Here is a 22450-nt window from a genome sequence, read left to right as displayed (position 1 = left end):
TCCTCCCACGGCGGATCGACACCCCGAAAACGCCGCCGCCTGCAATAGGGTGCATCCGTGGTGCGATTCAATCCGAAGGCACGCCTCGACCAGTCCCGGGTCCGCGACGCCGGCAGCGGGGGCGGCGGGGGCGGCGGGGGCGCCGGCGGCGGACTCGGGGGTGGCGGCATGCGGTTGCCCATCCCCACCGGCAAGGGTGGGATCGGCGGCCTCATCGGCGTGGTCCTGGTCGTCGTCGTGACCCTGCTGCTCGGCGGCAACCCGCTCAGCGGGGGCGGCGGGGGTGGCGGACTCGGCAGCGTCTACTCGCCGTCGCGCCTCAGCGACCAGCAGGAGGGCAGCGACCGGTACGCCGGCTGCACCACCGGTGAGGACGCCAACAACAGCCAGGACTGCGCCCGGGTCGCGATCGAGAACTCGCTGACCGACTACTGGGACGCCGAGCTCGGCGGGAAGTTCCGTCCGGAACAGGCGATGGTGACCTTCACCGGCTCGGTCAACACGGGCTGCGGCGCCGCCTCGTCGGCGGTCGGGCCGTTCTACTGCCCGAGCGACGAGACGATCTACCTCGACACGACCTTCTTCGACGACGTCCTCGAGGGCCAGCTCGGCGGCCCCGACGGCAGCTTCGTCGAGTTCTACGTGCTGGCCCACGAGTACGGCCACCACATCTCCAACCTGCTCGGCTACATGGGCCAGGTGCGCAGCCAGGACACCGGCCCGCAGAGCGACGGCGTCCGCCTCGAGCTCCAGGCCGACTGCTACGCGGGCCTGTGGGCCAACCACGCCACCACCACCGAGGACGCGTCCGGCAACAAGCTGATCCTCGACCTGACCCAGGACGACATCACCGAGGCCATCGACGCGGCGAAGGCGGTCGGCGACGACTACATCCAGAAGCGCAGCGGCGGCCGGGTCAACGAGGAGGCCTGGACGCACGGCTCCTCGGAGCAGCGCCGGAAGTGGTTCATGGTCGGCTACCAGCAGGGCAGCCTGCAGGCCTGCGACACCTTCGCCGCCGACCGGGTCTGAGCCTGATCCGGGCTGAGTCCGGGCTCAGAGGTCGAGCAGGGCCTCCATGTGCGCGAAGGTCCGCTGCAGCGCCCGCAGGTGGGGCGCCACCGCCGGGTGGCGGTACTTGCCCGCCAGCGCACCTTCCCCGCCGGCGACCCGGGACAGCGCCCACTCGGCCCGGCTGAGCGCGGTGTAGACGGCGACGACCTGGGCACCGCGGACGACCTCGTCGCGGCCGGCGACGCCCTCGGGCAGGCCGAGCACGTAGGCGTCGAGCAGCGGCTCGAACTCCTCGCGGGAGGAGAGCGACAGGTAGCCGAGATCGCCGCCCACCGGGCCGTACCCGAGAGTCCCCCAGTCGATCGCCACCGCGTCGTCGTCCTCGCGGCCGGGCAGGTTGAGCGGCGTCGGGTCGCCGTGCTGGGGCACCTGGGGCAGGCCGTCCAGCAGGGTGAGCATCCGCTCGCGGTGGGTCCACAGGTGCTCGGCGACGTCGGCGACCGTGGTCCGCGCGAGCGTCGGCCAGCCCCCGCGGCGGGCGACCCGGGCGAGCCGGTCACGGAGCAGGCCGGTGGCGAGGAAGGTCGGGTGGCCGATGTCCGCGCCGGCGAAGCGGCCGAGCGAGAGGGCCAGGAAGAGCCCGCTGGACGCGGCGTCCTCGACCCAGTCGCGGACGATGGTGACGCCGGCGTCGTCCTCCTCGACCGACGCGCCGGCGGAGCGCAGGCCCGGCGTCGTGGTCGTCAGGCCGGTCAGCAGGACGTCCGCCTCACGCCGCCAGTACCCGGCGTGGGCGCGCTCCGCGAGCGCGGCCGGGTCACCCGGCGTCGGCGCGCCGAGCCTCTTCACCACGACGGGCCGCCCACCGAGTGCGGTCCGCCAGACGCCCACGGTGGAGGTCCCGGTGCCACCGGGAAGCGCCACCCAGTCGGGCTCGGGCTGCCACATGCGGCTGAAACTAGCCGATATCAGGCTCGCGGGACCGTCACCACGCTGATGTCAGCGGCGCTGAGGCGCGCCGATCCGGCCGCGGGCGTCGCCGCCCGGACCTCGGCGAGCGGGTCCCGCCCACGCCAGGTTCCGTGCGCGGCGACCGGGCGGAACCGGACGAAGAACGGATGGTCGATCCGATCCTCCTCGTCGAAGCGGCGGCGCACCGGGGCGTGGGCGCCGGTGCCGTACGCGAACCGGCCCATCGCCGCCCGGGAGCGCCACAGCGTGAAGGTGCCGAACCCGAGCGGACCGTCCATGAGGCCGAGCCGGAACGTCTCGTCGGGGTTGTCGTCGAGGTCGCGCAGCACCCGCCGGTTGCCCTGGACGAAGGCCGGCACGCTGCGAGGACGCAGGAAGCCGAGGGTGAGCACGGCGAGCGGCTCGTCGCCCTGGAGGCGTTCGGCACCGTCGCGCTCGGGCCGCCAGCCATGCCAGTCGCCCCGCGTCACCCGGACGCTGTCGAGCGCGACCGCCCACGACTCGCCGGCGTCCTGCGTGTACGACGCCGGCCAGGTCGGGTCGGCGAACCAGGCATCGCGGGCCGCGCGGTGATCCCACCCGACCAGCAACGCGGCGCAGCGTGGCCGGGGCAGGCCGCCTGTACTGGCCCGGAGGTCGACGTTGGGCATCAGCCGGGCGACGGCGACCCCGGGCGTGCGCTCGACCTCGGCCTGCAGGCAGCGGCGGTGCCGCCAGCGGTGCGGCACGTCCCGGACCCGGTGCTCGACCAGGTGCAGCGACATGGTCATGACGCACGCCGCTGCAGGAGGTAGAGCCCGTGACCGACCGGTCCGGCCAGCCAGGTGAGCAACAGCGCGAGCCGCGCGGTCCGGCCACGGTCCAGCGCGTCCTGCCAGATCCACTGCCCGACCAGAAGGTCGAAGGTGAGGTAGTGCGACCACGCCGCGAGGAACACGTCGCCGTCGGTGAGCTGGCCCCGCAAAGCGTCGGGGTCGCCGAAGTCCAGCATCCGCCGGCTGCGGAGGACGCCGCGGCCGAGCAGGCCGGCGTAGCCGACCGAGAAGCCGGCATGGAGCGGCACCGCGCGTCGTACGAGCGTCCTGGTGAGGCGGGAGCGCGGCACCACGATCATGGCGAGCCAGAGCGGGACGACGCCGGCGTTCATCGCGCCGTAGACGCTGCGACGGGTGCTGTCGAGCGGGGTCGGGGACATGCGGTTCTCCTCGGTGCCTAGGTGGTGTCCGGCGGTGCCAGCCAGCCTTCGATCACGGCCCACGCCGCCGCGGCGGGATCGGCCTCGGCCGGAAGCTGTCCGGCTGTCATCAGCGCCGCGAGCCCGTGTACCTGGGCCCACAGCGAGGCCACGACGGTGGCCTCGTCCGCGGGGCGGAAGGCGCCGCTCGCCAAGGCCCGGCGCACGGCGTCGGACACGCCGCCGATCGCCTGGCGCCGCGCCCGGTCGAGATCCGGTGACGACGCGAGGCCGGCGGCGCTGTCGGCGAACATCGCCTCGTAGAGGCGTGGGTGGTCCAGCGCCCACTGGACGTAGCGGGCACCGAGGCCCGCGAGGTCGGTGACCGGATCCTCGCTCGTCTCCTGGGCCGCCTGCTCGGCGCCGAAGTCGGCGAACGCGCTGATCAGGACGGCACGATGCAGCGCCTCCTTGCTGCCGAACAGGGCGTAGACGGCCGCCGTCGACGTGCCGGCGCGCTCCGCGACGTCGCGCAGTGCCAGCGCCGCCAGCCCGTGCTCCGCCACGGTGTCGAGCGCGCAGGCCATGATCCGCTCACGCAGCTCGGCGGTGTGGGTCCGGGGTCGGGCCATGGCCGAAGGCTAATCCGAACAGCGTTATATAACAAGGTTCGAATTGGCTGCGGTCAGCCGATGTCACGCTCGCGGAATCGCCACCAGGCCACCGCGAGCAGGGCGGCCGCCACGGCGCTCAGGCCGCCGGCGCTCCCCCAGCTCCAGACGTCGGCGGGCACGGAGGGCACGTGGGAGTACGGCGACAGGCCGCTCACCCAGCCCGGCAGTCCCACCAGGTCACCGGCCAGGCCGAGGGTGAGGAAGGCGGCCGGCCACGCCCAGACCAGGACCGACCAGCGCAACCCGGCGGCGAGGGACAGCACCGCCAGCGCACCGACCACCCAGGCCGCCGGCACCCACGCCAGCGCGGCGACGAGGAGGTTCCCGATGCCGGGCCCGTCCGCGGCGACGTACCCGATCCAGAGGCCGACGCCCGTCACGGCGAGCAGCCACCCCGTTCCGGCCAGCGCCAGCGTCGCGGATGCGGCGAACCAGCGGCCGCGGCTCGTGGCGGTCGCGAGGACCAGCTCGGCCCGGCCGTCCTCCTCGTCGCGGCCGGCATGGCTGACGACCGTGACGGCGAAGTAGGTGAGCAGGACCGCGACGATCGAGAGGATCGCGGCCACCAGCGCGCCGCCGAGCTCGTCGATGATCGACTGCGCGACCTCGGAGTCGAGGAGGTCGCCGATGCCGGGAGCGATCATCCCGAAGACCACGCCCAGAGCCCCGGCGGCGACCGTCCAGAGCGCCAGCGTGGTGCCGTGCACCTTGACCGCCAGGGCGAACGCGTCGGCCAGCCGGGGCGATCCGGTCCGCGGACCGGGCCGGGTCGGCACGAGACCGGAGCCGAGGTCGCGACGCGACCGGAGCCGGAAGGCGACGCCGACCAGCCCGGCGGCCACCAGGCCGTAGCAGGGCAGCAGCCACCACCGCACCTCGCCGTACGCGCGGAGCTGGGTGTTCCAGCCCAGCGGCGACAGCCAGCTCACCCACGCGGGGCCGGTGTCGCCGACCGCGCGCAGCACGAACAGCAGGCCAACGAGGCCGGCGGCGTACGCCGCGCAGGTGCGCGCGCTCGCCGACAGCTGAGCCGTGACCGCGCCGATGCCCGCCGCGACGAGCGCCGTGCCGGCCCAGAGCGCACCGAAGGCGAGCGAGCCGACGAGGTCGAGACCCGCGACGGTGTTGCCGAGCCCTGTCAGCAGGCCCAGGGCGACGGCCAGCAGGAGCGCCTCGGCCGCGGTCGCGACGAGGGGCGCATGACGGCCGAGGGCGGTGCCCCCGAGCAGCTCGGTGCGGCCGGTCTCCTCCTCGACCCGGGTGTGCCGACGCACCACCGCGATGAAGAGCACGGCGACGAAGACGGCATACAGGACGGTCATCTTGGTCATCGCCAGCTCGCCCTCGCTGGCGACGTCGAGGACTGGGCCGTAGAGCGCGACGATCGCCGGACTGGCGTTGATGGACTCGGCCGCGCGGACCCGGTCGGCCTGGTCGGCGTACAGGCCCGGGGTCGCGGCCGCCGAGGCGATGCTCATCAGGACCAGCACCGCGAGGCCCACCGGCGCGAGGATCCGGTCCTGCCGCAGACCGAGGCGCAGGAGCAGCGGCCAGCCCGCGGTCGAGGCGGTCACCGCGCCGCCCCCACCCGGTCCCGGTAGGCGTCGAGGAAGAGCTCCTCCAGGCTCGGCGGCGTGCTGGTGAGCGCCGTGACGCCGGCCGCCGTCAGCGCGGTCAGGACGGCGGGCAGACCGTCGGGGTCCACGGTGCAGCTGAGCTGGGCACCGTCGACCCCGAGGTCGTGGACACCGGGCGTGCCGGCGAGGTCGGGGACGGCGCCGCTCAGGGTCGCCACGATCCGGCTACGGCTGAGATGGCGCAGGTCGCTGAGGCGGCCGCTCTCGACGACCGCGCCCTCGCGGATGATCGTGACCCGGTCGGCGAGTCGGTCCACCTCGCTGAGGATGTGGCTCGACAGCAGCACCGTCGCGCCGCGCGCGGTCTGCTCGGCGACGCAGTCGTTGAAGACCTGCTCCATCAGCGGGTCGAGGCCCGACGTCGGCTCGTCGAGGATGAGCAGGTCGGGGTCGGTGGCGAACGCCGCGACCAGGGCGACCTTCTGCCGGTTGCCCTTGGAGTACGCCCGGCCGCGCTTGGTCGGGTCGAGCGAGAAGCGCTCGATCAGCTCCTCACGCCGCGACCTGGCGGGGTCGGCTCCGCGCATCCGGATGAGCAGGTCGACGATCTCGCCGCCGCTCAGGTTCGGCCACAGGCTGACGTCGCCGGGAACGTAGGCCAGCCGGCGGTGCAGCGTCGCGGCGTCACGCCACGGATCGCCGCCGAGGATCCGGACCTCCCCGGCGTCCTTGCGCAGCAGACCGAGGAGCACCCGGATGGTGGTCGACTTGCCTGCACCGTTGGGGCCAAGGAAGCCGTGCACCTCCCCCGCCTCGACGACCAGGTCGAGCCCGTCGAGGGCGCGGAAGGCTCCGAAGGTCTTCACGAGGCCACGAACCTCGATGAGGGGACGTGTCATGTCTCCATCATGCACCTGTTTCAGCAATTACTGAATCTTGTAGACTCTCGGCATGTCCACCGACAGCGCCCGCGACTCCTTCGTGGAGCGGATGGGGGGCGCCCTCACCAGCGCCGGTCTGGCCCGGCTCCCCTCCCGGGTGTTCGCCGCGCTCCTCGTCGACGACGACGGCCGGATGACGGCGGCCGAGATCGCCGGCGGCCTCGGGGTGAGCCCGGCCGGCGTGTCCGGCGCCGTGCGCTACCTCGACGGCGTCGGCATGATCCGCCGCGAGCGCGAGCGCGGCTCCCGGCGCGACGTGTTCGTCGTCGACGACGACGCCTGGCACGGCATGACGGTCCGGCTGGACCAGTTCTATGCACCGCTCATCGCCGCACTCGACCGTGGCCTGGCCGAGCTGCCGGCCGACGATCCCGCGCGCCGCCGGCTTCGGCTGGCGCGTGAGTTCCTCGCCTTCGTGCTCGCCGAGATGTCCGACCTCGATGAGCGCTGGGCGGTGCGGCGGGCCGAGCTCGGCCTCGACGACTGAGCGCCGGACTGGGCTCTGGGCGTTGCGGTTTGGTCCCAAACCGCAACAATTCCGGGCCTAGCCATGCAGTCTCTGCCCAATTGCGACGCGTTCTACCCGCCGCGCGCGGTCGCCTGCCCGGCGTTCTCCACCGTCACCACCAAGGACTGGGCGTCGGCCACCGCTCGGTCGAGGACTCCCCGCCGCGGGTCCGGTACGGCGAGCCAGGGGCCCACGACGCCGACCGCGCCCAGTCGCGGGTCGGCGAGCACCTCGTCCACCGCACCGCGGTCTCCGCCGGCGACCACCTCCCCCACCCCGGCCAGCACCCTCACGGCGTGGTCGGCGGCCGCCTCGTAGGCGACCCGGGCCTGGTTGGCCCGACGGCGCGCGAAGCGCTGCTGGGACTGGCCGCCGGCCTTGGTCCGTCCCTGGACGTGGCGCTGCCCGACCTTGCTCGCGACGACCGCACCGGCCTCCACGCGGGCCACCGCGAAGCCGCCCTTACGGACGAGGAGCACGCCCCAGGGCGCCGACGTCCCCGCCGCCACGGCCACCAGGAGGGCATCGACCTCGGCCGGCCCGGCGTAGGACCGGGAGAAGGGCAGGCCGGCGCTGAACCACGAGCCGTCGGGCGCCGTACCGCGCAGCACTCCCCCGTCGACGCGCAACGTGGGCTCGCCGTGCGAGGCGGCGAAGTTCGTGACCCAGCGCGGCCACCGGGCGGGCGGGACGAGGACCTCGGGCACGGCACGACCCTACCGACGAGAACCTGTTCTAGTCTGACCTGATGGCCGCCCTGCACCCCTGCGAGCGCGTCGGGATCGACTACGTCGACACGGCGCCCCACCGCTACGCCAACAGCGTCGAGCTCGCGATCACCCCGGACCAGCTGTTCGAGGTCTTCGCCGACGCCGACGCGTGGCCGCGGTGGGCATCGGTGATCCGCAACGTCGAGTGGACCTCGCCCCTTCCGCCCGGCGTCGGCAGCACCCGGGTGGTGTCGATGCTCGGTGGGTTGAAGGGAGCCGAGGAATTCCTGCTGTGGGAGCCCGGGCAGCGGATGGGCTTCCGCTTCAACGAGGCCTCGGAGAAGTCGATCCGCGCCTTCGCCGAGCGGTACGACGTCGAGCCGACTCCGCAGGGCTGCCGGCTCACCTGGACCCTGGCGCTCGACGTGGCGGGTCCCGGGCGGTACTTCATGCCCATCAGCGGCCTGGTCTGCACCATCGCCTTCCGGCGCTTCCTCAAGAACCTGCGCCGCTACACCGACCGGAGGTTCGCGCCCCTCCGCTGAATTCCCCGGAACAGCCACGGACGGACCTGCGAGAACGTACGCTCGTGGACGTGTTCGCGCTGCTCCGTCGCTTGTTCGCGCGCGCGGGGGCGGCGGTCCTGACCGCGACCGTGCTCTCCGCCGCACTACCCGCCGCGGCGGAGGCCACCGGCGAGCGGATTCCCGTCGTCGAGCTGCGGCTCCCCGGACCGGACCTGCGCGCGGCCGTCGTGGAGCACTGCGTGGTGTTCCCGGTCGTCGTCACGACCGAGGGCGAGCTGGGCGGCGGCAACTGCCGGCGTCCCGCCGCGGGCGCCGTGCCGCGGGTCACCGGCGAGGGCAGGATCCTGCTCGCCGTCGACCGCCCGGGCTGGACCTGGCAGGTGACGTACCGCGGGACCCGGTCGGCCGAGCCGGCCTGCCGGGGGACGCGGAGCGCCGTCGAGGTCGGCGAGGGCGTCTACCGGCTGCGTCCGCCGCGGCACGCCGGTACCTATCAGGTGACGCTCGTCGGCATCGGGCCGCAGGAGTCGCTCCGGGCACGGTTCGACTGGAGCTACGGCACCGGCCGCTGCTAGGACTGTGTCCTAGACGTTGAAGCCGAGGGCCCGGAGCTGGTCGCGGCCGTCGTCGGTGATCTTGTCGGGACCCCACGGCGGCATCCAGACCCAGTTGATGGCGACGTCGTTGACCAGGCCCTCCAGGGCGGACTCGGTCTGGTCGGTGATCACGTCGGTCAGCGGGCAGGCCGCGGAGGTCAGCGTCATGTCGAGGACGACATTGGTGCCCTCGTCGACGTGGATGCCGTAGACGAGGCCCAGGTCGACGACGTTGATGCCGAGCTCGGGGTCGACGACGTCCTTCATCGCCTCCTCGATGTCGGCCAGCGCCACGTTGGACGAGGCGTTGGTGCCCGCCAGTCCCGCGGCTTCGGGGACCTCGGGCAGGTCGCTGTTGTCGATGGACTCGCTCATGACTTGTCTCCGTCTCCTGCGATGGCCTGCGCCGTCGCGTCCTTCCATGCCATCCACGACAACAGCGCGCACTTCACGCGGGCCGGGAACTTCGCCACGCCCGCGAACGCGATGCCGTCCTCGAGGACGTCCTCGTCCGGCTCCACCGTGCCCTTGCCCTGCATCAGGGTGAGGAACTCCTGGTGGATCTCCATCGCCTCGTCGACGCCCTTGCCGACCAGGAGGTCGTAGAGCACCGACGCCGACGCCTGCGAGATCGAGCACCCCAGCGCGTCGTACGACACGTCCGCGACGACCCGGCCGGCAGCCCCGTCCTCGAGGTGGACGCGCAGGGTCACCTCGTCACCGCAGGTCGGGTTGACGTGGTGCACCTCGGCCTCGTGGGCGTCGCGCAGGCCCTTGCCGTGGGGGTTCTTGTAGTGGTCGAGGATGATGTCCTGGTAGAGCGCGTCCAGGTCCTGACCGTTGGCCGTCGTCATCGTCAGTCCAACTTGAAGTAGGAGCGGGTGTATTCCAGCGCCTCGACGAGGGCGTCGATCTCCCGCGGCTCCGTGTAGAGGTACGACGACATCCGCGTCGAGCTCTGCACGCCGAAGCGCGCGTGGGCCGGCTTGGCGCAGTGGTGCCCGGCGCGCACGGCGATGCCGCGGCTGTCGAGCACCTGGGCGATGTCGTGCGGGTGCACGCCGTCGAGCTCGAACGAGATGGCGCCGCCACGTGAGGCGGCGTCGAGCGGGCCGAGCACGGTCAGGCCGGTCACGGTCCGCAGCCCCTCGAGGGCGTAGCCGGTGATGGCCTGCTCGTGGGCGTGGATCGCGTCCATGCCGACATGGCTGAGGTACTCCACCGCCGCGCCGAGGCCGATCGCCTCGACGATGGGTGGAGTGCCGGCCTCGAACTTGTGTGGGATCCCGGCGTAGGTCGAGCCCTCCATGCGCACGGTCTCGATCATCTCGCCGCCACCGAGGAAGGGCGGGAGCCCGTCGAGGAAGGCGCGCCGTCCCCAGAGCACGCCGATGCCGGTGGGCCCGACCACCTTGTGGCCGGTGAAGGCGACGGCGTCGGGACGATCGGTCTCGGGCATCGCCGCCAGGTCGATCGGGAGCTGCGGCGCAGCCTGGGAGGCATCGACGACGACCCGCGCGCCGACCGCGTGGGCGCGCCGGGTCAGCTCGGCGACCGGGTTGATCGTGCCGAGCATGTTGGAGACCCAGGTGAAGGCCACGACCGCGGTGCGCTCGTTGATCAGCTCGTGCGCGTTGCTGAGGTCGAGCTGGCCGTCGTCGGTGAGCCCGAACCAGCGCAGCGTCGCGCCGGTGCGCTCGGCCAGGAGCTGCCACGGCACGATGTTGGAGTGGTGCTCCATCTCGGTGATGACGATCTCGTCACCCTCGCCGACCTGGTGCTCGCCCCGCCATGCCAGGGTGTTGGCGACCAGGTTGAGCGCCTCGGAGGCGTTCTTGGTGAAGATCACCTCGTCACGCTCGGGTGCGCCGATGAACGCCGCCACCTTGTCGCGCGCGGCCTCGAACGCCTCGGTCGACTCGGCACCGAGCTGGTGCATCGCCCGGGCGATGTTGGCGTTGTGGCGCTCCAGGTGGTCGACCATCGTGTCGATGACGACCTGCGGCTTCTGCGAGGTGTTGGCGCTGTCGAGGTAGACCAGCGGCATCCCGCCCGCGAGCGCGCGCTCGAGGATCGGGAAATCCTTGCGGATCACCGTCAGCTCGGGGAGCAGACCCTCCAGGGTCATGATCAGACCCCGGACGGCACAGCGGCGAGGAAGCGCTCGTAGCCGTTGGCCTCCAGCTCCTCGGCCAGCTCGGGGCCGCCGGACTCGGCGACCCGGCCGGCCACGAAGACGTGGACGTGGTCGGGCTTGATGTAGCGCAGGATGCGCGTGTAGTGGGTGATCAGCAGGACGCCCTTGCCGTCACGCTCCCGGAACCGGTTGACGCCCTCGGAGACGACCTTGAGCGCGTCGATGTCGAGGCCCGAGTCGGTCTCGTCGAGGATCGCGACCTTCGGGTCGAGCAGCTCGAGCTGGGCGATCTCGTGGCGCTTCTTCTCGCCGCCGGAGAAGCCCTCGTTGACCGAGCGCTGCGAGAACGTCGCGTCGAGGTTCATCCGGTCCAGGGCGCCGTTGACGTCCTTGACCCAGGTGCGCAGCTTGGGGGCCTCGCCGCCGATGGCGGTCTTGGCCGTGCGCAGGAAGTTCGACACCGAGACGCCGGGGACCTCGACGGGGTACTGCATGGCGAGGAAGAGTCCGGCCCGGGCGCGCTCGTCGACCGACATGGTCAGCACGTCCACGCCGTCGAGGGTCACCGTGCCGCCGGTGATCTCATAGCGCGGGTGACCCGCGACGGAGTACGCCAGGGTGGACTTGCCCGAGCCGTTGGGGCCCATGATCGCGTGGGTCTCGCCGTCCTTGATGGTCAGCGTGACGCCCTTGAGGATCTCCTTGGGACCGTCCTCGGTCTGCACCTGGACCTTCAGGTCCTTGATCTCGAGCGTGCTCATGCGGGGGTGACTCCGTTCAATGTGGTGGCGACGTCGATGTAGACGTCGACGTCGCCCGAATCAGTGGGGCGCAGTTCGACGGGGAAGGTGGCGACCGGCTCGGTCGCCGGGAGGCCGGTGGGCTTGCCGGTGCGCAGGTCGAAGCGCGAGCCGTGCAGCCAGCACTCGACGGTGCAGTCCTCCACCTCGCCCTCGCTCAGCGCGACCGCGGCGTGCGAGCAGAGGTCCTGCAGGGCGAAGACCTCGTCGCCGCGACGGGCCACGGCGACGTCGTACCGGTCGACGGTGACGGCGAGCGCCTCGTCGGTCGGTACGTCGGCCAGCGCGCAGGCCCGCTCGAAGGTCATGCTCCCTCCACGTCGGCAGAGACCTTGAGCACGTTCTTGGCGAGCTCCGCCTCGACCGTCTCGAGCAGCTGCTCCTCGATGGAGGGGATGCCGACCTTGCGGATCAGGTCGTTGAAGAAGCCGTGCACCACCAGGCGCTGCGCCTCCTTCTCGGAGATGCCGCGCGAGCGCAGGTAGAACAACTGCTCGTCGTCGAAGCGGGCCGTCGCCGAGGCGTGCCCGGCGCCCTCGATCTCGCCGGTCTCGATCTCGAGGTTCGGGACCGAGTCGGCCTGGCAGCCGTCGGTGAGAACCAGGTTGCGGTTCTCCTCGTAGGTCTCGATGCCCTCGGCGATCTTGCGGATCAGGACGTTGCCGATCCACACCGTGTGCGCGCCCTTGCCCTGCAGCGCGCCCTTGTAGACCACGTGGCTCTTGGTCTTGGGGGCGTTGTGGTCGGCGAACAGCCGGTGCTCGAGGTGCTGGCCCTCGTCGGCGAAGTAGAGGCCGAGCAGCTCGGCCTCGCCGCCGGGACCGGCGTACTCGACGTTGGCGTGCATGCGCACCAGGTCGCCGCCGAAGGAGATCGAGGTGTGCTTGACGAAGGCGTCGCGGCCGACCCGGATCGCGTCGCGACCGAGGTGGACGGCATCGTCGGCCCAGTCCTGCAGGCTCAGCACGTTGACCTTGGCGCCGTCGCCGACGAGGAAGGTCGAGAGGGCCGAGTAGCGCACCGAGCCGGTGTGTACGAGGACGATCGTGACCTCGGCGTGGGCGCCGATGCGGTAGAGCAGCCGGCCCCAGACCAGGTCGTCGACCGACTCGCCGGTGAGCCGGATGACGATCGGCTCGGCGACGACGGCCTCGGCCGGGACGTCGAGCAGCAGCGCGCCGCCGGCGTTCGCGGCGGCCAGCGCTGCGGGGCGGTCGTTGGGCCCGAGCTCGCCGAGCGCGACGGCCTCGTCGGCGCTGATCTCGCTCAGCGTGACGCCCGCGGGCAGCGTGGTCTCGCGGGTCAGCGTCGCCGCGGACGCCTCGCCGTCGAGGAGCCCGCGCAGCCGCTTGAGCGGCGTGAACCGCCAGACCTCCTCGCGCCCGGTGGGCACGGGGTGGTCGGCCAGGTCGTACGACGCGGGCGGGTTCAGGTGGCTCTCGACGCGGTCCACTTCAAGAGCCGACCGGACGGCCGACTCGGCCGTTTCAGTCACAGTCACAAGATTTCCTTCAATGCGGGGTGCTGGTGGGAAGACGCAACCATCGAGCCTTCGACGGCGCTGGAGGCTGAGTGCCGAAGGCCTCAGCCGACAGCACCCTCCATCTGCAGCTCGATCAGTCGGTTGAGCTCGAGGGCGTACTCCATCGGCAGCTCCTTGGCGATCGGCTCGACGAAGCCGCGCACGATCATCGCCATCGCCTCGTCCTGCTCCATGCCGCGCGACATGAGGTAGAAGAGCTGGTCGTCGGAGACCTTCGAGACCGACGCCTCGTGGCCCATCGACACGTCGTCCTCGCGGATGTCGACGTAGGGGTAGGTGTCGGAGCGACTGATCTGGTCGACCAGCAGCGCGTCGCAGAGCACGTTGGACTTCGAGCCGTGCGCGCCCTCGTTGACCTGGATCAGCCCGCGGTACGACGTCCGCCCGCCGCCGCGCGCGACCGACTTGCTCAGGATCGAGCTCGAGGTGTGCGGGGCCGCGTGGACCATCTTGGCGCCGGCGTCCTGGTGCTGACCCTCGCCCGCGAAGGCGATGGACAGCGTCTCGCCCTTGGCGTGCTCGCCCATCAGGTAGACGGCCGGGTACTTCATCGTCACCTTGGAGCCGATGTTGCCGTCGACCCACTCCATCGTCGCGCCGGCCTCGCAGACCGCGCGCTTGGTGACCAGGTTGTAGACGTTGTTGGACCAGTTCTGGATGGTCGTGTAGCGGCAGCGGCCGCCCTTCTTGACGATGATCTCGACGACCGCGGAGTGCAGCGAGTCGGACGAGTAGATCGGCGCGGTGCAGCCCTCGACGTAGTGCACGTAGGCGTCCTCGTCGACGATGATCAGGGTCCGCTCGAACTGGCCCATGTTCTCGGTGTTGATCCGGAAGTAGGCCTGGAGCGGGATGTCGACGTGGACACCCTTGGGCACGTAGATGAACGACCCGCCCGACCACACCGCGGTGTTGAGCGCGGCGAACTTGTTGTCGCCGACGGGGATGACGGTGCCGAAGTACTCCTTGAAGAGCTCCGGCTGCTCCTTGAGCGCGGTGTCGGTGTCGAGGAAGAGCACGCCCTGGGCCTCGAGGTCCTCGCGGATCGAGTGGTAGACGACCTCGGACTCGTACTGCGCGGCCACGCCGGCGACGAGACGCTGCTTCTCCGCCTCGGGGATGCCGAGCTTGTCGTAGGTGTTCTTGATGTCCTCGGGCAGGTCCTCCCAGCTCTGGGCCTGCTTCTCCGAGGAGCGCACGAAGTACTTGATGTTGTCGAAGTCGATCGCCGACAGGTCGGAGCCCCAGGTCGGCATCGGCTTGCGACCGAAGAGCTTGAGCCCCTTGAGCCGCAGGTCGAGCATCCAGTCGGGCTCGCTCTTCTTGCCGGAGATGTCGCGGACGACGTCCTCGTTGAGGCCGCGTTTCGCATCGGCGCCGACGTCGTTCTTGTCGGACCAGCCGAAGTCGTAGCGACCGATGCCCTTGAGCTCGGGGTTCAACAGCTCGACCTTGGTCGAGCCATCAGATTCAGTGATCGAGGTCATGAGGTGACCTGCTCCTTCTTCTCTCGGGACGAGACCGTGGCGGAGTCGGGGATGCACGTGGTGCACACCCCGTCACCGTGGGCGATGGTGGCCAGCCGCTGGACGTGCGTGCCGAGCACGCGGCCGATGGCCTCCGTCTCGGCCTCGCACAGCTGGGGGAACTCGTGGGCGACGTGGGACACCGGGCAGTGCTGCTGGCACAGCTGCTCGCCGCCGAGCAGGTTCGTCTGACCGGGCAGCTCGCGGACGGAGGCGGCGTAGCCCTCGTCGGAGAACACCAGCGCCAGCACCTCGGCCGGCGAGGCGGCCGGGTTGGCCGCGGCGACCTCGGGGAAGCGCCTCTCGATGAACGACGCCCGTCGCTCGGCGAAGGCTCGTACGGCGTCGTCGCCGCCGGTCTCGGCCAGGAAGCGCAGGGCCTCGGTGGCGAGGTCGTCGTACTGCTGGTCGAAGGCGTCGCGACCCCGCTCGGTGAGGGCGAAGACCTTGGCCGGCCGCCCCCGGCCCCGCGCCCCGTCCGGACGGGGGTCGCGGGCGTCGACCGCGCCCTCGGCCAGCAGCTGGTCGAGGTGGCGACGCACCGCCGCCGGGGTCAGCTCCAGGCGCTCGGCGAGCGCGGCTGCCGTGGAGGGTCCGTTGACCAGGATCGACCGCGCGACGCGCTGACGCGTCGGCTGATCGGTCTCGGTCACCATTTCCACAACATCAGTGTGCCTATATTGGGAGACCCGGTTCAAGCAAGGTGATCCTTACTGAGGGTGACCTTGGCGACGTGGGTCACACACGGGCGGGGAAGCTCGCCGCGCCGCGCTCAGCGCTTCCTCTTCTTCAGGACGACCTTCATCGGCGCCGGGGCGGTGCCGACGCCCACGGAGGGCAGCCAGGTCACGGTGAGCCGGGTCCGCAGCTTGCCCTTGCGGTTCAGCGTCTTCTTGCCGGCGCGCGTCGGCTTGATCTTCACCATCGTCGCGCCGGGCCCGCCGAGCACCACGGTGAGTCCCTTGACCTTCCGACCGGTCACGACGAGCTGCCCGGCCGCGGAGGCGGTGAGGATCCAGGTGGCGGTCCCCTTCCTCTTGTTGCGCTTGAGCACGCCGGACGTGACCGCGGAGATGGCGAACTCGTCCGCGCCGATGTCCGGAGCCGACTCCTGGATGCGGGCCTGACCGTCCAGCGCGGTGGCGCTCAGGCCGCCGACAGGGGCTCCAGCGTTCCTTGTCGGAGACGTCGCCAGCTGTCGAAAGTTGCCGTCCGCCGGCGCCACGAAGGCCGGAGCCGCCGTCTGCCGCCCGCCGAGGTCGTTCAGCACCGCGTGGGTGCCCGTGGGAGCGACGGTGGCGTAGTTGCTGTGGTCGAGATTCGCGATGATGACCTTCGTCGGCTCTCCGGAGTGCACATGCAGGTCGTGGCCGCTACCACGCAGAATGGAGTTCTGCACCGCGAACGTCATCGTCGTCGACCCGGGGAGCATGTAGGAGGCACTGGTGAACAGGCCAGTGCTGTCGGGCCCGGTCGCCAGGGCGGTGACGTTGCGGATCAGTCCGCCACCGTCGCCCATCGTGATGGCGCTGCCGAACTCCGAGCGGGACCAAACGGTGCTGTCGACCAGGGCGCCGGCATTCCTGACGTCCACACCCTTGGCGCTGTTCGGACTGTCGGCCACCACCTCGAGACGTCGACCGATCCCGTTTCTGATCAGGACGGCCGCCGTGCTCGGGAACAGATTCAGGGCCTCGATCCGCAGGTCCGAGACCACGGACGCCGGCTGCCACGCCCGCAGGCGGTGGTCCCCGGTGAACTGGAGGACCGGACGCGTGCCGACGACCAGTGGCTGCACCGTGAATGCCTCCACGTCGAGATCCTGTCCGACCACGTATGTTCCCGGCGACAGCGCGACGGTGTCACCGCTGAGCGCGTTGGCGAACGCCTGGACGACCGTGCAGGGTGCCGCGGCGGTGCAGGCCATGCCGGATCCGGTCGGCGAGGCCACCCGTACGACGGCCGCGCGGGCCGGTGGCGCGGCCAGGACCGCTGCGGCCATCGCCAGCGTCGTCGCGATCACCGCCCCGCCGCGGGTCGCCCTGCTTCGAAGCGCCTGACGTGATCCACCAGCAGTCATCGAACCACCGTAGGTCTCCGGAGCCCGCCGGTCTGCGGAACGGGCCAACTCACGCCGGACTCGTGTGCCGCAGCCAGGCCAACCCGGCCAGCGGGAGGACGAGCGGCAGGAAGCCGTAGCCCTGCCCGAAGTGCGACCAGACCGTCTTGTCGGGGAACAGGTCGGTGGCGACATAGCTCAGGGTGCCGACCGAGAGAACGCCGAGCAGCTCGATGGTCACCGCGATGCCCGCCACGCGCCAGCCGGTGTTGCCGCCCAGCAGCAGGCAGGTGGTCGCGACGAGATAGAGGACGGCCGCGACGAGGGACAGGGAGTACGCCAGCGGAGCCTTGTCGGGATCCATGCCGAGCTGGACCGCGGAGCGGCCGGTCGCGGCGACGGCGAAGAGCCCGTAGGCGAAGACCAGGGCGCGCCCCCAGCCCTGGGAGAGCGCCTGGCTCGGCTGCCTGCGCTCAGGCACCACGACCGCCCCACACGTCCCACAGTCGCACCTCGAGGCCCGCGACGGTCGCGACGCCGAGCAGCAGGATCGTCGTGCCGACCCGCGACCGTTCGGCGAGCGCGAGGAACGCCGCGACGATCGGGACCAGCAGATTCGTGACGAGGTAGCTGACGAAGACCGCTCCCTCGAGGTCGCGCTCGGTGCGGGCCAGTGCGACGACGCCGCCCACGAGCTGGACGAGCATCACCACCTCCAGGACCGCCAGGCCGACGAAGTGCGAGTCCTGTGCGGCCCGGTCGCGCACGAGGTCGACCACGAGGAGTACGGCGAGCACGCCGGCGACGACCAGCGCGACGCCGTACAGCCAAGGATTCACGGCCGTCAGCGTAGACCGCGGAGCTTCGGCGAGAATGACCCGCATGCAGCTCGACCACCTCGACCGCCTGATCGTCGGTGTCCTCCTCGAGGACGGCCGGGCCACGTTCGCGCAGATCGGGCAGGTCGTCGGCCTCTCCGCGCCTGCGGTCAAGCGCCGGGTCGACCGTCTCGTCGCCTCGGGCGCGGTCGCCGGGTTCACCGTCCGCGTCGACCCGGCGGTCGTCGGCTGGTCGACGGAGGGCTACGTCTCGATCTACTGCCAGGGCTCCACCACGCCCGGCGAGATCCTCGAAGCGGTCGACCAGCACCCCGAGGTCGTCTCTGCCTCGACGGTGACCGGCGAGGCGGACGCGATCCTGCACATCCTCGCCTCCGACATCCGGCACTTCGAGCAGGTCGTCGAGCGGATCGCCGGCGAGCCGTTCGTGGCGCGGACCCGCAGCGAGCTGGTGCTCTCGCCGCTGGTGCGACGCGAGCAGGGCAGCCTCCCCGGCTGACCGAGCGCCGGAGGGCGCAACAGATCGCCACCTGATCCGAGTTCGGTGCAACAGATCGCCGTCGGTGAGCAAGCCAGAGCTCTCGATCTTGTGCCGCGACCGCCCTACCGTTGACGCGTGACCGACACCCCGCGCGCGGCCGAGCTGGTCGTGGCCGTCTGGCAGCCCGACGGCCCCCTGCTCGACGTACCCGCCGCCCTCGACGCCCTCGACGCCGCCGCGGCCGACGCCGCGGGCCGGGGCGCCCGACTGCTGGTCGGCCCCGAGCTCACCCTCACCGGCTACGACATCGCGCCACAGGCGGCCGACCTCGCCGAGCCCGCCGGCGGTCCGATGGCCCGGGCCGTCGCCGAGATCGCGCGACGACACGGCCTCGCGATCGCCTGGAGCTGGCCCGAGCGCGCCGGTGGGCGGGTCCACATCGCCGCCGAGCTCGTCGACCGCGACGGCAGCGTGCTGGCCCGCCACCGCAAGGCTCACCTCTACGGTCCCGGCGAGGCGGCGGCGTACGTCCCCGGTGACGGCGCCCCCGCGGTCGGCGAGATCGACGGGTTCCAGGTCGGTCTGCTCGTCTGCTACGACGTCGAGTTCCCCGAGCAGGTCCGGATGGTCGCCCTCGCCGGCGCCGACCTGCTCGCCTGTCCCACCGCCCTGATGGCGCCGTACGACGCCGTCAGCACGCTGCTCGTCCCGGCGCGCGCGTTCGAGAACCAGATGGCCGTCGCCTACGCGAACCGCGCCGGCTCCGAGCACGACCTGACCTATACCGGCCTGAGCTGCGTGGTCGGTCCCGACGGCGTCGACCTGGCCCGCGCCGACGACCGGCCTGGCCTCGTGGTCGGCACCCTCACCTCCGCCGCGCTCGACGCCGCGCGCAGCGCCAACACCCACCTGGCCGACCGCCGGCCCGAGCTCTACGGAGGCCTGACCCGATGACGACCGGCCAGACCACGCCCGACGAGGGCGTCACCCGGCCGGCCGCGGTCACCATGCTCGGGCCCGACTTCCCGTTCGGGTACGACGAGCACCTGGCCCATCCCGACGGGCTCGGCTCGGTCCCCGTGGAGCAGCACGGTGGTGAGGTCGCGATCGTCGGCGGCGGCCTCTCCGGCCTGGTCGCGGCCTACGAGCTGATGCGGCTGGGCCTGAAGCCGGTGGTCTACGAGGCCGACCGGATCGGCGGTCGGCTGCGCTCCCAGCCCTTCGGTGGGCCGCAGGGACCGATCGCGGAGCTGGGCGGCATGCGGTTCCCGCTGTCCTCGCGCGCGCTGTTCCACTACATCGACCGCCTCGGCCTGCGGACCTCGCCCTTCCCCAACCCGCTGTCGGAGGCGACGCCGAGCACCGTGGTCGAGCTCGGCGGCGAGTCCTTCTACGCCCGCACCTACGACGACCTGCCGCCGCTCCTCAAGGACGTCGCGGACGCCTGGCACGAGGCCCTCGGCGAGGTCGGCTTCGCCGAGGCGCAGCAGGCGATCGCGGACCGCGACGTCCCACGGCTCAAGGACCTGTGGAACCAGCTCGTCCCGACCCTGGACGAGGAGACCTTCTCCGGCTTCCTCGCCAACAGCTTGGCGTTCGGCTCGCGCAGCTTCCGGCACCGCGAGGTGTTCGGGCAGGTCGGCTTCGGCACCGGTGGCTGGGACACCGACTTCCCGAACTCGATGCTCGAGATCCTCCGGGTGATCTTCACCAACGCCGACGAGGACCACCGGCTGATCCACGGCGGCGCGGAGCAGCTGCCCGTCGGGCTCTGGAAGGACGCGCCCGCCTGCGCGCACTGGCCCGAGGGCACCTCGCTGGAGAGCCTGCACGGCGGCTCGCCGATGCCGGGCGTGGCGCGGATCATGCCCGGCACCGACCGGAGATTCGAGGTCACCGACCGCTGGGGCACCACGCGCGCGTACGACGCCGTCGTGGTCACCTGCCAGGTCTGGCTGCTCTCCGCGCGGATCGACGTCGACGAGTCGCTCTTCTCCCCCGACCTGTGGATGGCGATGGAGCGCACCCACTACATGCAGTCGTCGAAGACCTTCGTGCGGGTGGACCGGCCGTTCTGGCGGGACACCGATCCCACGACCGGGCGCGACGTGATGAGCATGACGCTCACCGACCGGCTGACCCGGGCGACGTACCTCCTCGAGGACGACGGCGCCGCCTCCATCTGCCTGTCCTACACCTGGAACGACGACGCGCTGAAGTGGCTGGCGCTGCCGGTCGAGGAGCGGGTCCGGCTGCAGCTGCACTCGCTGCGCAAGATCTATCCCGGCGTCGACATCGCCTCCCACATCGTCGGCGACCCGATCACGGTGTCGTGGGAGTCGGACCCCAACTTCATGGGCGCCTTCAAGGCCAACCTGCCCGGCCATTACCGCTACCAGCGGCGGCTGTTCTCGCACTTCGTGCAGGACGGCCTGCCCGCCCACCGGCGCGGGATCTTCCTCGCCGGCGACGACATCTCGTGGACCGCCGGCTGGGCGGAGGGGGCGGTCACGACCGCCCTCAACGCGGTGTGGGGTGTCGTGCGTCACTTCGGTGGCAGCAGCGCCCCGGGGAACCCCGGCCCGGGCGACCGGTTCGCCGACCTGGCACCGCTGGCCCTGCCCGACGAGGCGTGAAGGGGCGTTCCTAGACTGTCGCCGTGCCTCACGCCGCGGATCTTGCTGTCGAGGTCGACGGACTGGTGATGAGGTACGGCGACACCGTGGCCGTCGACGCGCTCTCCCTGACCGTCGAGCGGGGCACCATCACGGCCGTGCTCGGCCCCAACGGTGCCGGGAAGACCACCACGCTGGAGACCTGCGAGGGCTACCGCCGTGCCCAGGGCGGGTCGGTGCGCGTGCTCGGGCTGGACCCGGTCCGGCAGCGGCACGAGCTGCTCCCCCGCGTCGGCGTCATGCTGCAGTCGGGCGGTGCCTGGAGCGGTGCCCGGGCCGAGGAGATGCTGCGGCACTTCGCCCGCCTGCACGCCCAGCCGCAGGACGTCGCCCTGCTGATGGAGCGGCTCGCGCTGCACGAGTGCGGGCGCACGCCGTACCGACGACTGTCGGGTGGGCAGCAGCAGCGCCTCGGCCTCGCGCTCGCGCTGATCGGCCGCCCGGAGCTGGTGTTCGTCGACGAGCCGACCGCCGGCATGGACCCCCAGATCCGTCGAGCCGTGTGGGAGCTGCTCGAGGAGCTGCGCACCGACGGCGTCACCGTCGTCCTGACCACGCACTATCTCGAGGAGGCCGAGCGGCTGGCCGACCGGGTCCACATCCTCGACCGCGGCCGCCTGGTCGCCAGCGGTACGCCGCTCGAGCTCACCCGCGGCGGCACCGTCGCCACCATCCGGATCGTCGTCACCCAGCCCTTCCCCGACGGCGCGCCCGAGGCGCTGGTGCGTGAGCTCGGCGACGGGACCGAGCTCACGGTGCTCGACCCGCTCAGCCTCCAGCTGTCCGGCCCTGCCGACAGCACCACGCTCGCCACCGTCGCCGCCTGGTGCGCGACCCACGACGTGCTCCCCGAGTCACTGTCCCTGGGCCAGCGCAACCTCGAGGACGTCTTCCTCGAGCTCACCGGCCGGGAGGAGTTCGCATGAGCACCAGCACCTTCGCGCCAGCGCCCGGCGCCGCACCGGTCACCCGCCAGCTGCTGACCCAGGCGAGCATGGAGGCGCGGCTGATGCTGCGCAACGGCGAGCAGCTGCTGCTGGCCGTGGTGATCCCGGTCATCGTGCTCATCGGTGCGGTCCGTGGCGCCGAGAAGGTCGGGCTCGACCTCGACGGCCGCCCCATCGACGTCCTGACGCCCGGAGTGCTGGCGCTGGCCGTCATGTCGACGGCCTTCACCTCGCTGGCCATCGCCACCGGCTTCGAGCGGCGCTACGGCGTCCTCAAGCGGCTCGGCACCGCTCCCCTGTCCCGCGCGACCCTGCTCGGCGGCAAGGTGCTCGCGCTGTTGCTCGTCGAGGTCTTCCAGTTCCTCGTGATCGGCGGCGTCGGCCTCGCGCTCGGCTGGTCCGGGCCCGACGGCGTCGGCGGCGTCCTCGCGCTGCTCCTGGCCGCCCTGTGCGGTACCGCCGCCTTCGCCTCCCTCGGGATGCTGCTCGCCGGCTCCCTGCGGGCCGAGGCCACGCTCGCCGCCGCCAACCTCGTCTACCTGCTGCTGCTCGCCGGCGGTGCCGTCATCCTTCCGGCCACCATGTACGGCGGCCTGGGCGATGTCGTGCGCTGGCTGCCCTCCGGGGCGCTCGGCGAGGCCGTGCGCGCCGCCTGCGAGGGCACCGTCGCCGCCCGGGACCTCCTCGTGCTGGTCGTCTGGACCGGCCTCGGCTCCGTCCTGACGGCCCGAACCTTCAAGTGGGAGTGAT

General features: G+C 71.8%; 27 protein-coding genes. 9 read left to right on the top strand and 18 right to left on the bottom strand.

Annotated elements, in window-relative coordinates; translation table 11 throughout:
- The first annotated feature begins 57 nt into the window (after positions 1 to 57).
- Complete coding sequence (locus tag RB608_RS27335; protein WP_308091261.1) at positions 58 to 1032, top strand: neutral zinc metallopeptidase; 975 nt, start codon at positions 58 to 60, stop codon at positions 1030 to 1032.
- 24 nt (positions 1033 to 1056) lie between these two features.
- Here the strand turns inward: RB608_RS27335 and RB608_RS27330 are convergent, their stop codons facing one another.
- Genes RB608_RS27330 through RB608_RS27305 form a run of 6 tightly spaced genes read right to left on the bottom strand, consistent with a single transcriptional unit; the run spans position 1057 to position 6310 of the window.
- The gene (locus RB608_RS27330; RefSeq protein ID WP_308091260.1) at positions 1057 to 1962 is read right to left on the bottom strand and encodes a phosphotransferase; all 906 of its coding nucleotides are present in this window, start codon (positions 1960 to 1962) and stop codon (positions 1057 to 1059) included.
- Between the two features lie 20 nt (positions 1963 to 1982).
- A complete protein-coding gene (locus RB608_RS27325; protein ID WP_308091259.1) occupies positions 1983 to 2756 on the bottom strand; it encodes a hypothetical protein in 774 nt (257 codons plus the stop codon).
- The gene (locus RB608_RS27320) at positions 2753 to 3181 is read right to left on the bottom strand and encodes an ABA4-like family protein (RefSeq protein ID WP_308091258.1); all 429 of its coding nucleotides are present in this window, start codon (positions 3179 to 3181) and stop codon (positions 2753 to 2755) included. The genes RB608_RS27325 and RB608_RS27320 overlap by 4 nt, the downstream gene beginning before the upstream one ends.
- Before the next feature lie 17 nt (positions 3182 to 3198).
- Positions 3199 to 3792 carry a TetR/AcrR family transcriptional regulator gene (locus RB608_RS27315; RefSeq protein ID WP_308091257.1) on the bottom strand — a complete coding sequence of 198 codons (594 nt, stop codon included), beginning with the start codon at positions 3790 to 3792 and terminating at the stop codon, positions 3199 to 3201.
- Positions 3793 to 3845: 53 nt separating this feature from the next.
- Positions 3846 to 5408 (bottom strand): ABC transporter permease, encoded by a 1563-nt coding sequence (locus RB608_RS27310; protein WP_308091256.1) that lies wholly within the window; start codon positions 5406 to 5408, stop codon positions 3846 to 3848.
- Positions 5405 to 6310 (bottom strand): ABC transporter ATP-binding protein, encoded by a 906-nt coding sequence (locus RB608_RS27305; protein WP_308091255.1) that lies wholly within the window; start codon positions 6308 to 6310, stop codon positions 5405 to 5407. The genes RB608_RS27310 and RB608_RS27305 overlap by 4 nt, the downstream gene beginning before the upstream one ends.
- 52 nt (positions 6311 to 6362) lie before the next feature.
- Here RB608_RS27305 and RB608_RS27300 point away from each other — a divergent pair, with 52 nt between their 5' ends.
- Positions 6363 to 6839, top strand: a complete 477-nt coding sequence (locus RB608_RS27300) for a MarR family transcriptional regulator (protein ID WP_308091254.1) — start codon at positions 6363 to 6365, stop codon at positions 6837 to 6839.
- A 92-nt stretch (positions 6840 to 6931) separates the two neighbouring features.
- Here the strand turns inward: RB608_RS27300 and RB608_RS27295 are convergent, their stop codons facing one another.
- Entirely contained in the window at positions 6932 to 7567 is a 636-nt protein-coding gene (locus RB608_RS27295; protein ID WP_308091253.1) for an acVLRF1 family peptidyl-tRNA hydrolase, read from the bottom strand.
- Between the two features lie 41 nt (positions 7568 to 7608).
- Here RB608_RS27295 and RB608_RS27290 point away from each other — a divergent pair, with 41 nt between their 5' ends.
- The gene (locus tag RB608_RS27290; protein WP_308091252.1) at positions 7609 to 8115 is read left to right on the top strand and encodes an SRPBCC family protein; all 507 of its coding nucleotides are present in this window, start codon (positions 7609 to 7611) and stop codon (positions 8113 to 8115) included.
- Between the two features lie 50 nt (positions 8116 to 8165).
- Positions 8166 to 8672 carry a hypothetical protein gene (locus tag RB608_RS27285; RefSeq protein WP_308091251.1) on the top strand — a complete coding sequence of 169 codons (507 nt, stop codon included), beginning with the start codon at positions 8166 to 8168 and terminating at the stop codon, positions 8670 to 8672.
- Between the two features lie 9 nt (positions 8673 to 8681).
- Here the strand turns inward: RB608_RS27285 and RB608_RS27280 are convergent, their stop codons facing one another.
- The 11 genes from RB608_RS27280 to RB608_RS27230 form a co-directional block, all read right to left on the bottom strand.
- Positions 8682 to 9068 (bottom strand): metal-sulfur cluster assembly factor, encoded by a 387-nt coding sequence (locus tag RB608_RS27280; protein WP_308091250.1) that lies wholly within the window; start codon positions 9066 to 9068, stop codon positions 8682 to 8684.
- A complete protein-coding gene (sufU, locus tag RB608_RS27275) occupies positions 9065 to 9547 on the bottom strand; it encodes a Fe-S cluster assembly sulfur transfer protein SufU (RefSeq protein WP_308091249.1) in 483 nt (160 codons plus the stop codon). The genes RB608_RS27280 and sufU overlap by 4 nt, the downstream gene beginning before the upstream one ends.
- 2 nt (positions 9548 to 9549) lie before the next feature.
- Complete coding sequence (locus RB608_RS27270) at positions 9550 to 10821, bottom strand: cysteine desulfurase (RefSeq protein ID WP_308091248.1); 1272 nt, start codon at positions 10819 to 10821, stop codon at positions 9550 to 9552.
- A gap of 2 nt (positions 10822 to 10823) precedes the next feature.
- Entirely contained in the window at positions 10824 to 11591 is a 768-nt protein-coding gene (gene sufC, locus RB608_RS27265) for a Fe-S cluster assembly ATPase SufC (protein ID WP_308091247.1), read from the bottom strand.
- Complete coding sequence (locus tag RB608_RS27260; RefSeq protein ID WP_308091246.1) at positions 11588 to 11938, bottom strand: non-heme iron oxygenase ferredoxin subunit; 351 nt, start codon at positions 11936 to 11938, stop codon at positions 11588 to 11590. Before RB608_RS27260 ends, sufC begins: the two co-directional genes overlap by 4 nt.
- Entirely contained in the window at positions 11935 to 13083 is a 1149-nt protein-coding gene (gene sufD / locus RB608_RS27255; protein WP_308091245.1) for a Fe-S cluster assembly protein SufD, read from the bottom strand. The genes RB608_RS27260 and sufD overlap by 4 nt, the downstream gene beginning before the upstream one ends.
- A 131-nt stretch (positions 13084 to 13214) precedes the next feature.
- Entirely contained in the window at positions 13215 to 14660 is a 1446-nt protein-coding gene (gene sufB / locus RB608_RS27250) for a Fe-S cluster assembly protein SufB (protein WP_308091244.1), read from the bottom strand.
- Positions 14657 to 15355, bottom strand: a complete 699-nt coding sequence (locus RB608_RS27245; RefSeq protein ID WP_308091243.1) for a helix-turn-helix domain-containing protein — start codon at positions 15353 to 15355, stop codon at positions 14657 to 14659. Before RB608_RS27245 ends, sufB begins: the two co-directional genes overlap by 4 nt.
- Before the next feature lie 116 nt (positions 15356 to 15471).
- On the bottom strand, positions 15472 to 16779 hold the full coding sequence (locus RB608_RS27240; protein WP_308091242.1) for a hypothetical protein: 1308 nt from the start codon (positions 16777 to 16779) through the stop codon (positions 15472 to 15474).
- 49 nt (positions 16780 to 16828) lie between these two features.
- Positions 16829 to 17239: a hypothetical protein gene (locus RB608_RS27235; protein WP_308091241.1), complete on the bottom strand. Its 411-nt coding sequence runs from the start codon at positions 17237 to 17239 to the stop codon at positions 16829 to 16831.
- On the bottom strand, positions 17232 to 17597 hold the full coding sequence (locus RB608_RS27230; RefSeq protein ID WP_308091240.1) for a hypothetical protein: 366 nt from the start codon (positions 17595 to 17597) through the stop codon (positions 17232 to 17234). The genes RB608_RS27235 and RB608_RS27230 overlap by 8 nt, the downstream gene beginning before the upstream one ends.
- A 43-nt stretch (positions 17598 to 17640) precedes the next feature.
- Here RB608_RS27230 and RB608_RS27225 point away from each other — a divergent pair, with 43 nt between their 5' ends.
- From RB608_RS27225 to RB608_RS27205, 5 genes are all read left to right on the top strand, one after another.
- The gene (locus RB608_RS27225) at positions 17641 to 18096 is read left to right on the top strand and encodes an Lrp/AsnC family transcriptional regulator (RefSeq protein WP_308091239.1); all 456 of its coding nucleotides are present in this window, start codon (positions 17641 to 17643) and stop codon (positions 18094 to 18096) included.
- Between the two features lie 117 nt (positions 18097 to 18213).
- Positions 18214 to 19032, top strand: a complete 819-nt coding sequence (locus RB608_RS27220; RefSeq protein WP_308091238.1) for a carbon-nitrogen hydrolase family protein — start codon at positions 18214 to 18216, stop codon at positions 19030 to 19032.
- Entirely contained in the window at positions 19029 to 20714 is a 1686-nt protein-coding gene (locus RB608_RS27215; protein WP_308091237.1) for an FAD-dependent oxidoreductase, read from the top strand. Before RB608_RS27220 ends, RB608_RS27215 begins: the two co-directional genes overlap by 4 nt.
- Before the next feature lie 68 nt (positions 20715 to 20782).
- Entirely contained in the window at positions 20783 to 21679 is an 897-nt protein-coding gene (locus RB608_RS27210) for an ABC transporter ATP-binding protein (RefSeq protein WP_392391065.1), read from the top strand.
- Positions 21676 to 22449, top strand: a complete 774-nt coding sequence (locus tag RB608_RS27205) for an ABC transporter permease (RefSeq protein WP_308091235.1) — start codon at positions 21676 to 21678, stop codon at positions 22447 to 22449. Before RB608_RS27210 ends, RB608_RS27205 begins: the two co-directional genes overlap by 4 nt.
- Position 22450: the final 1 nt, after the last annotated feature.

Origin of the sequence: Nocardioides sp. LHD-245 (assembly GCF_030929495.1) — a bacterium.
Lineage (GTDB): Bacteria > Actinomycetota > Actinomycetes > Propionibacteriales > Nocardioidaceae > Nocardioides.
This window is presented reverse-complemented; position numbering and strand designations above follow the sequence as displayed.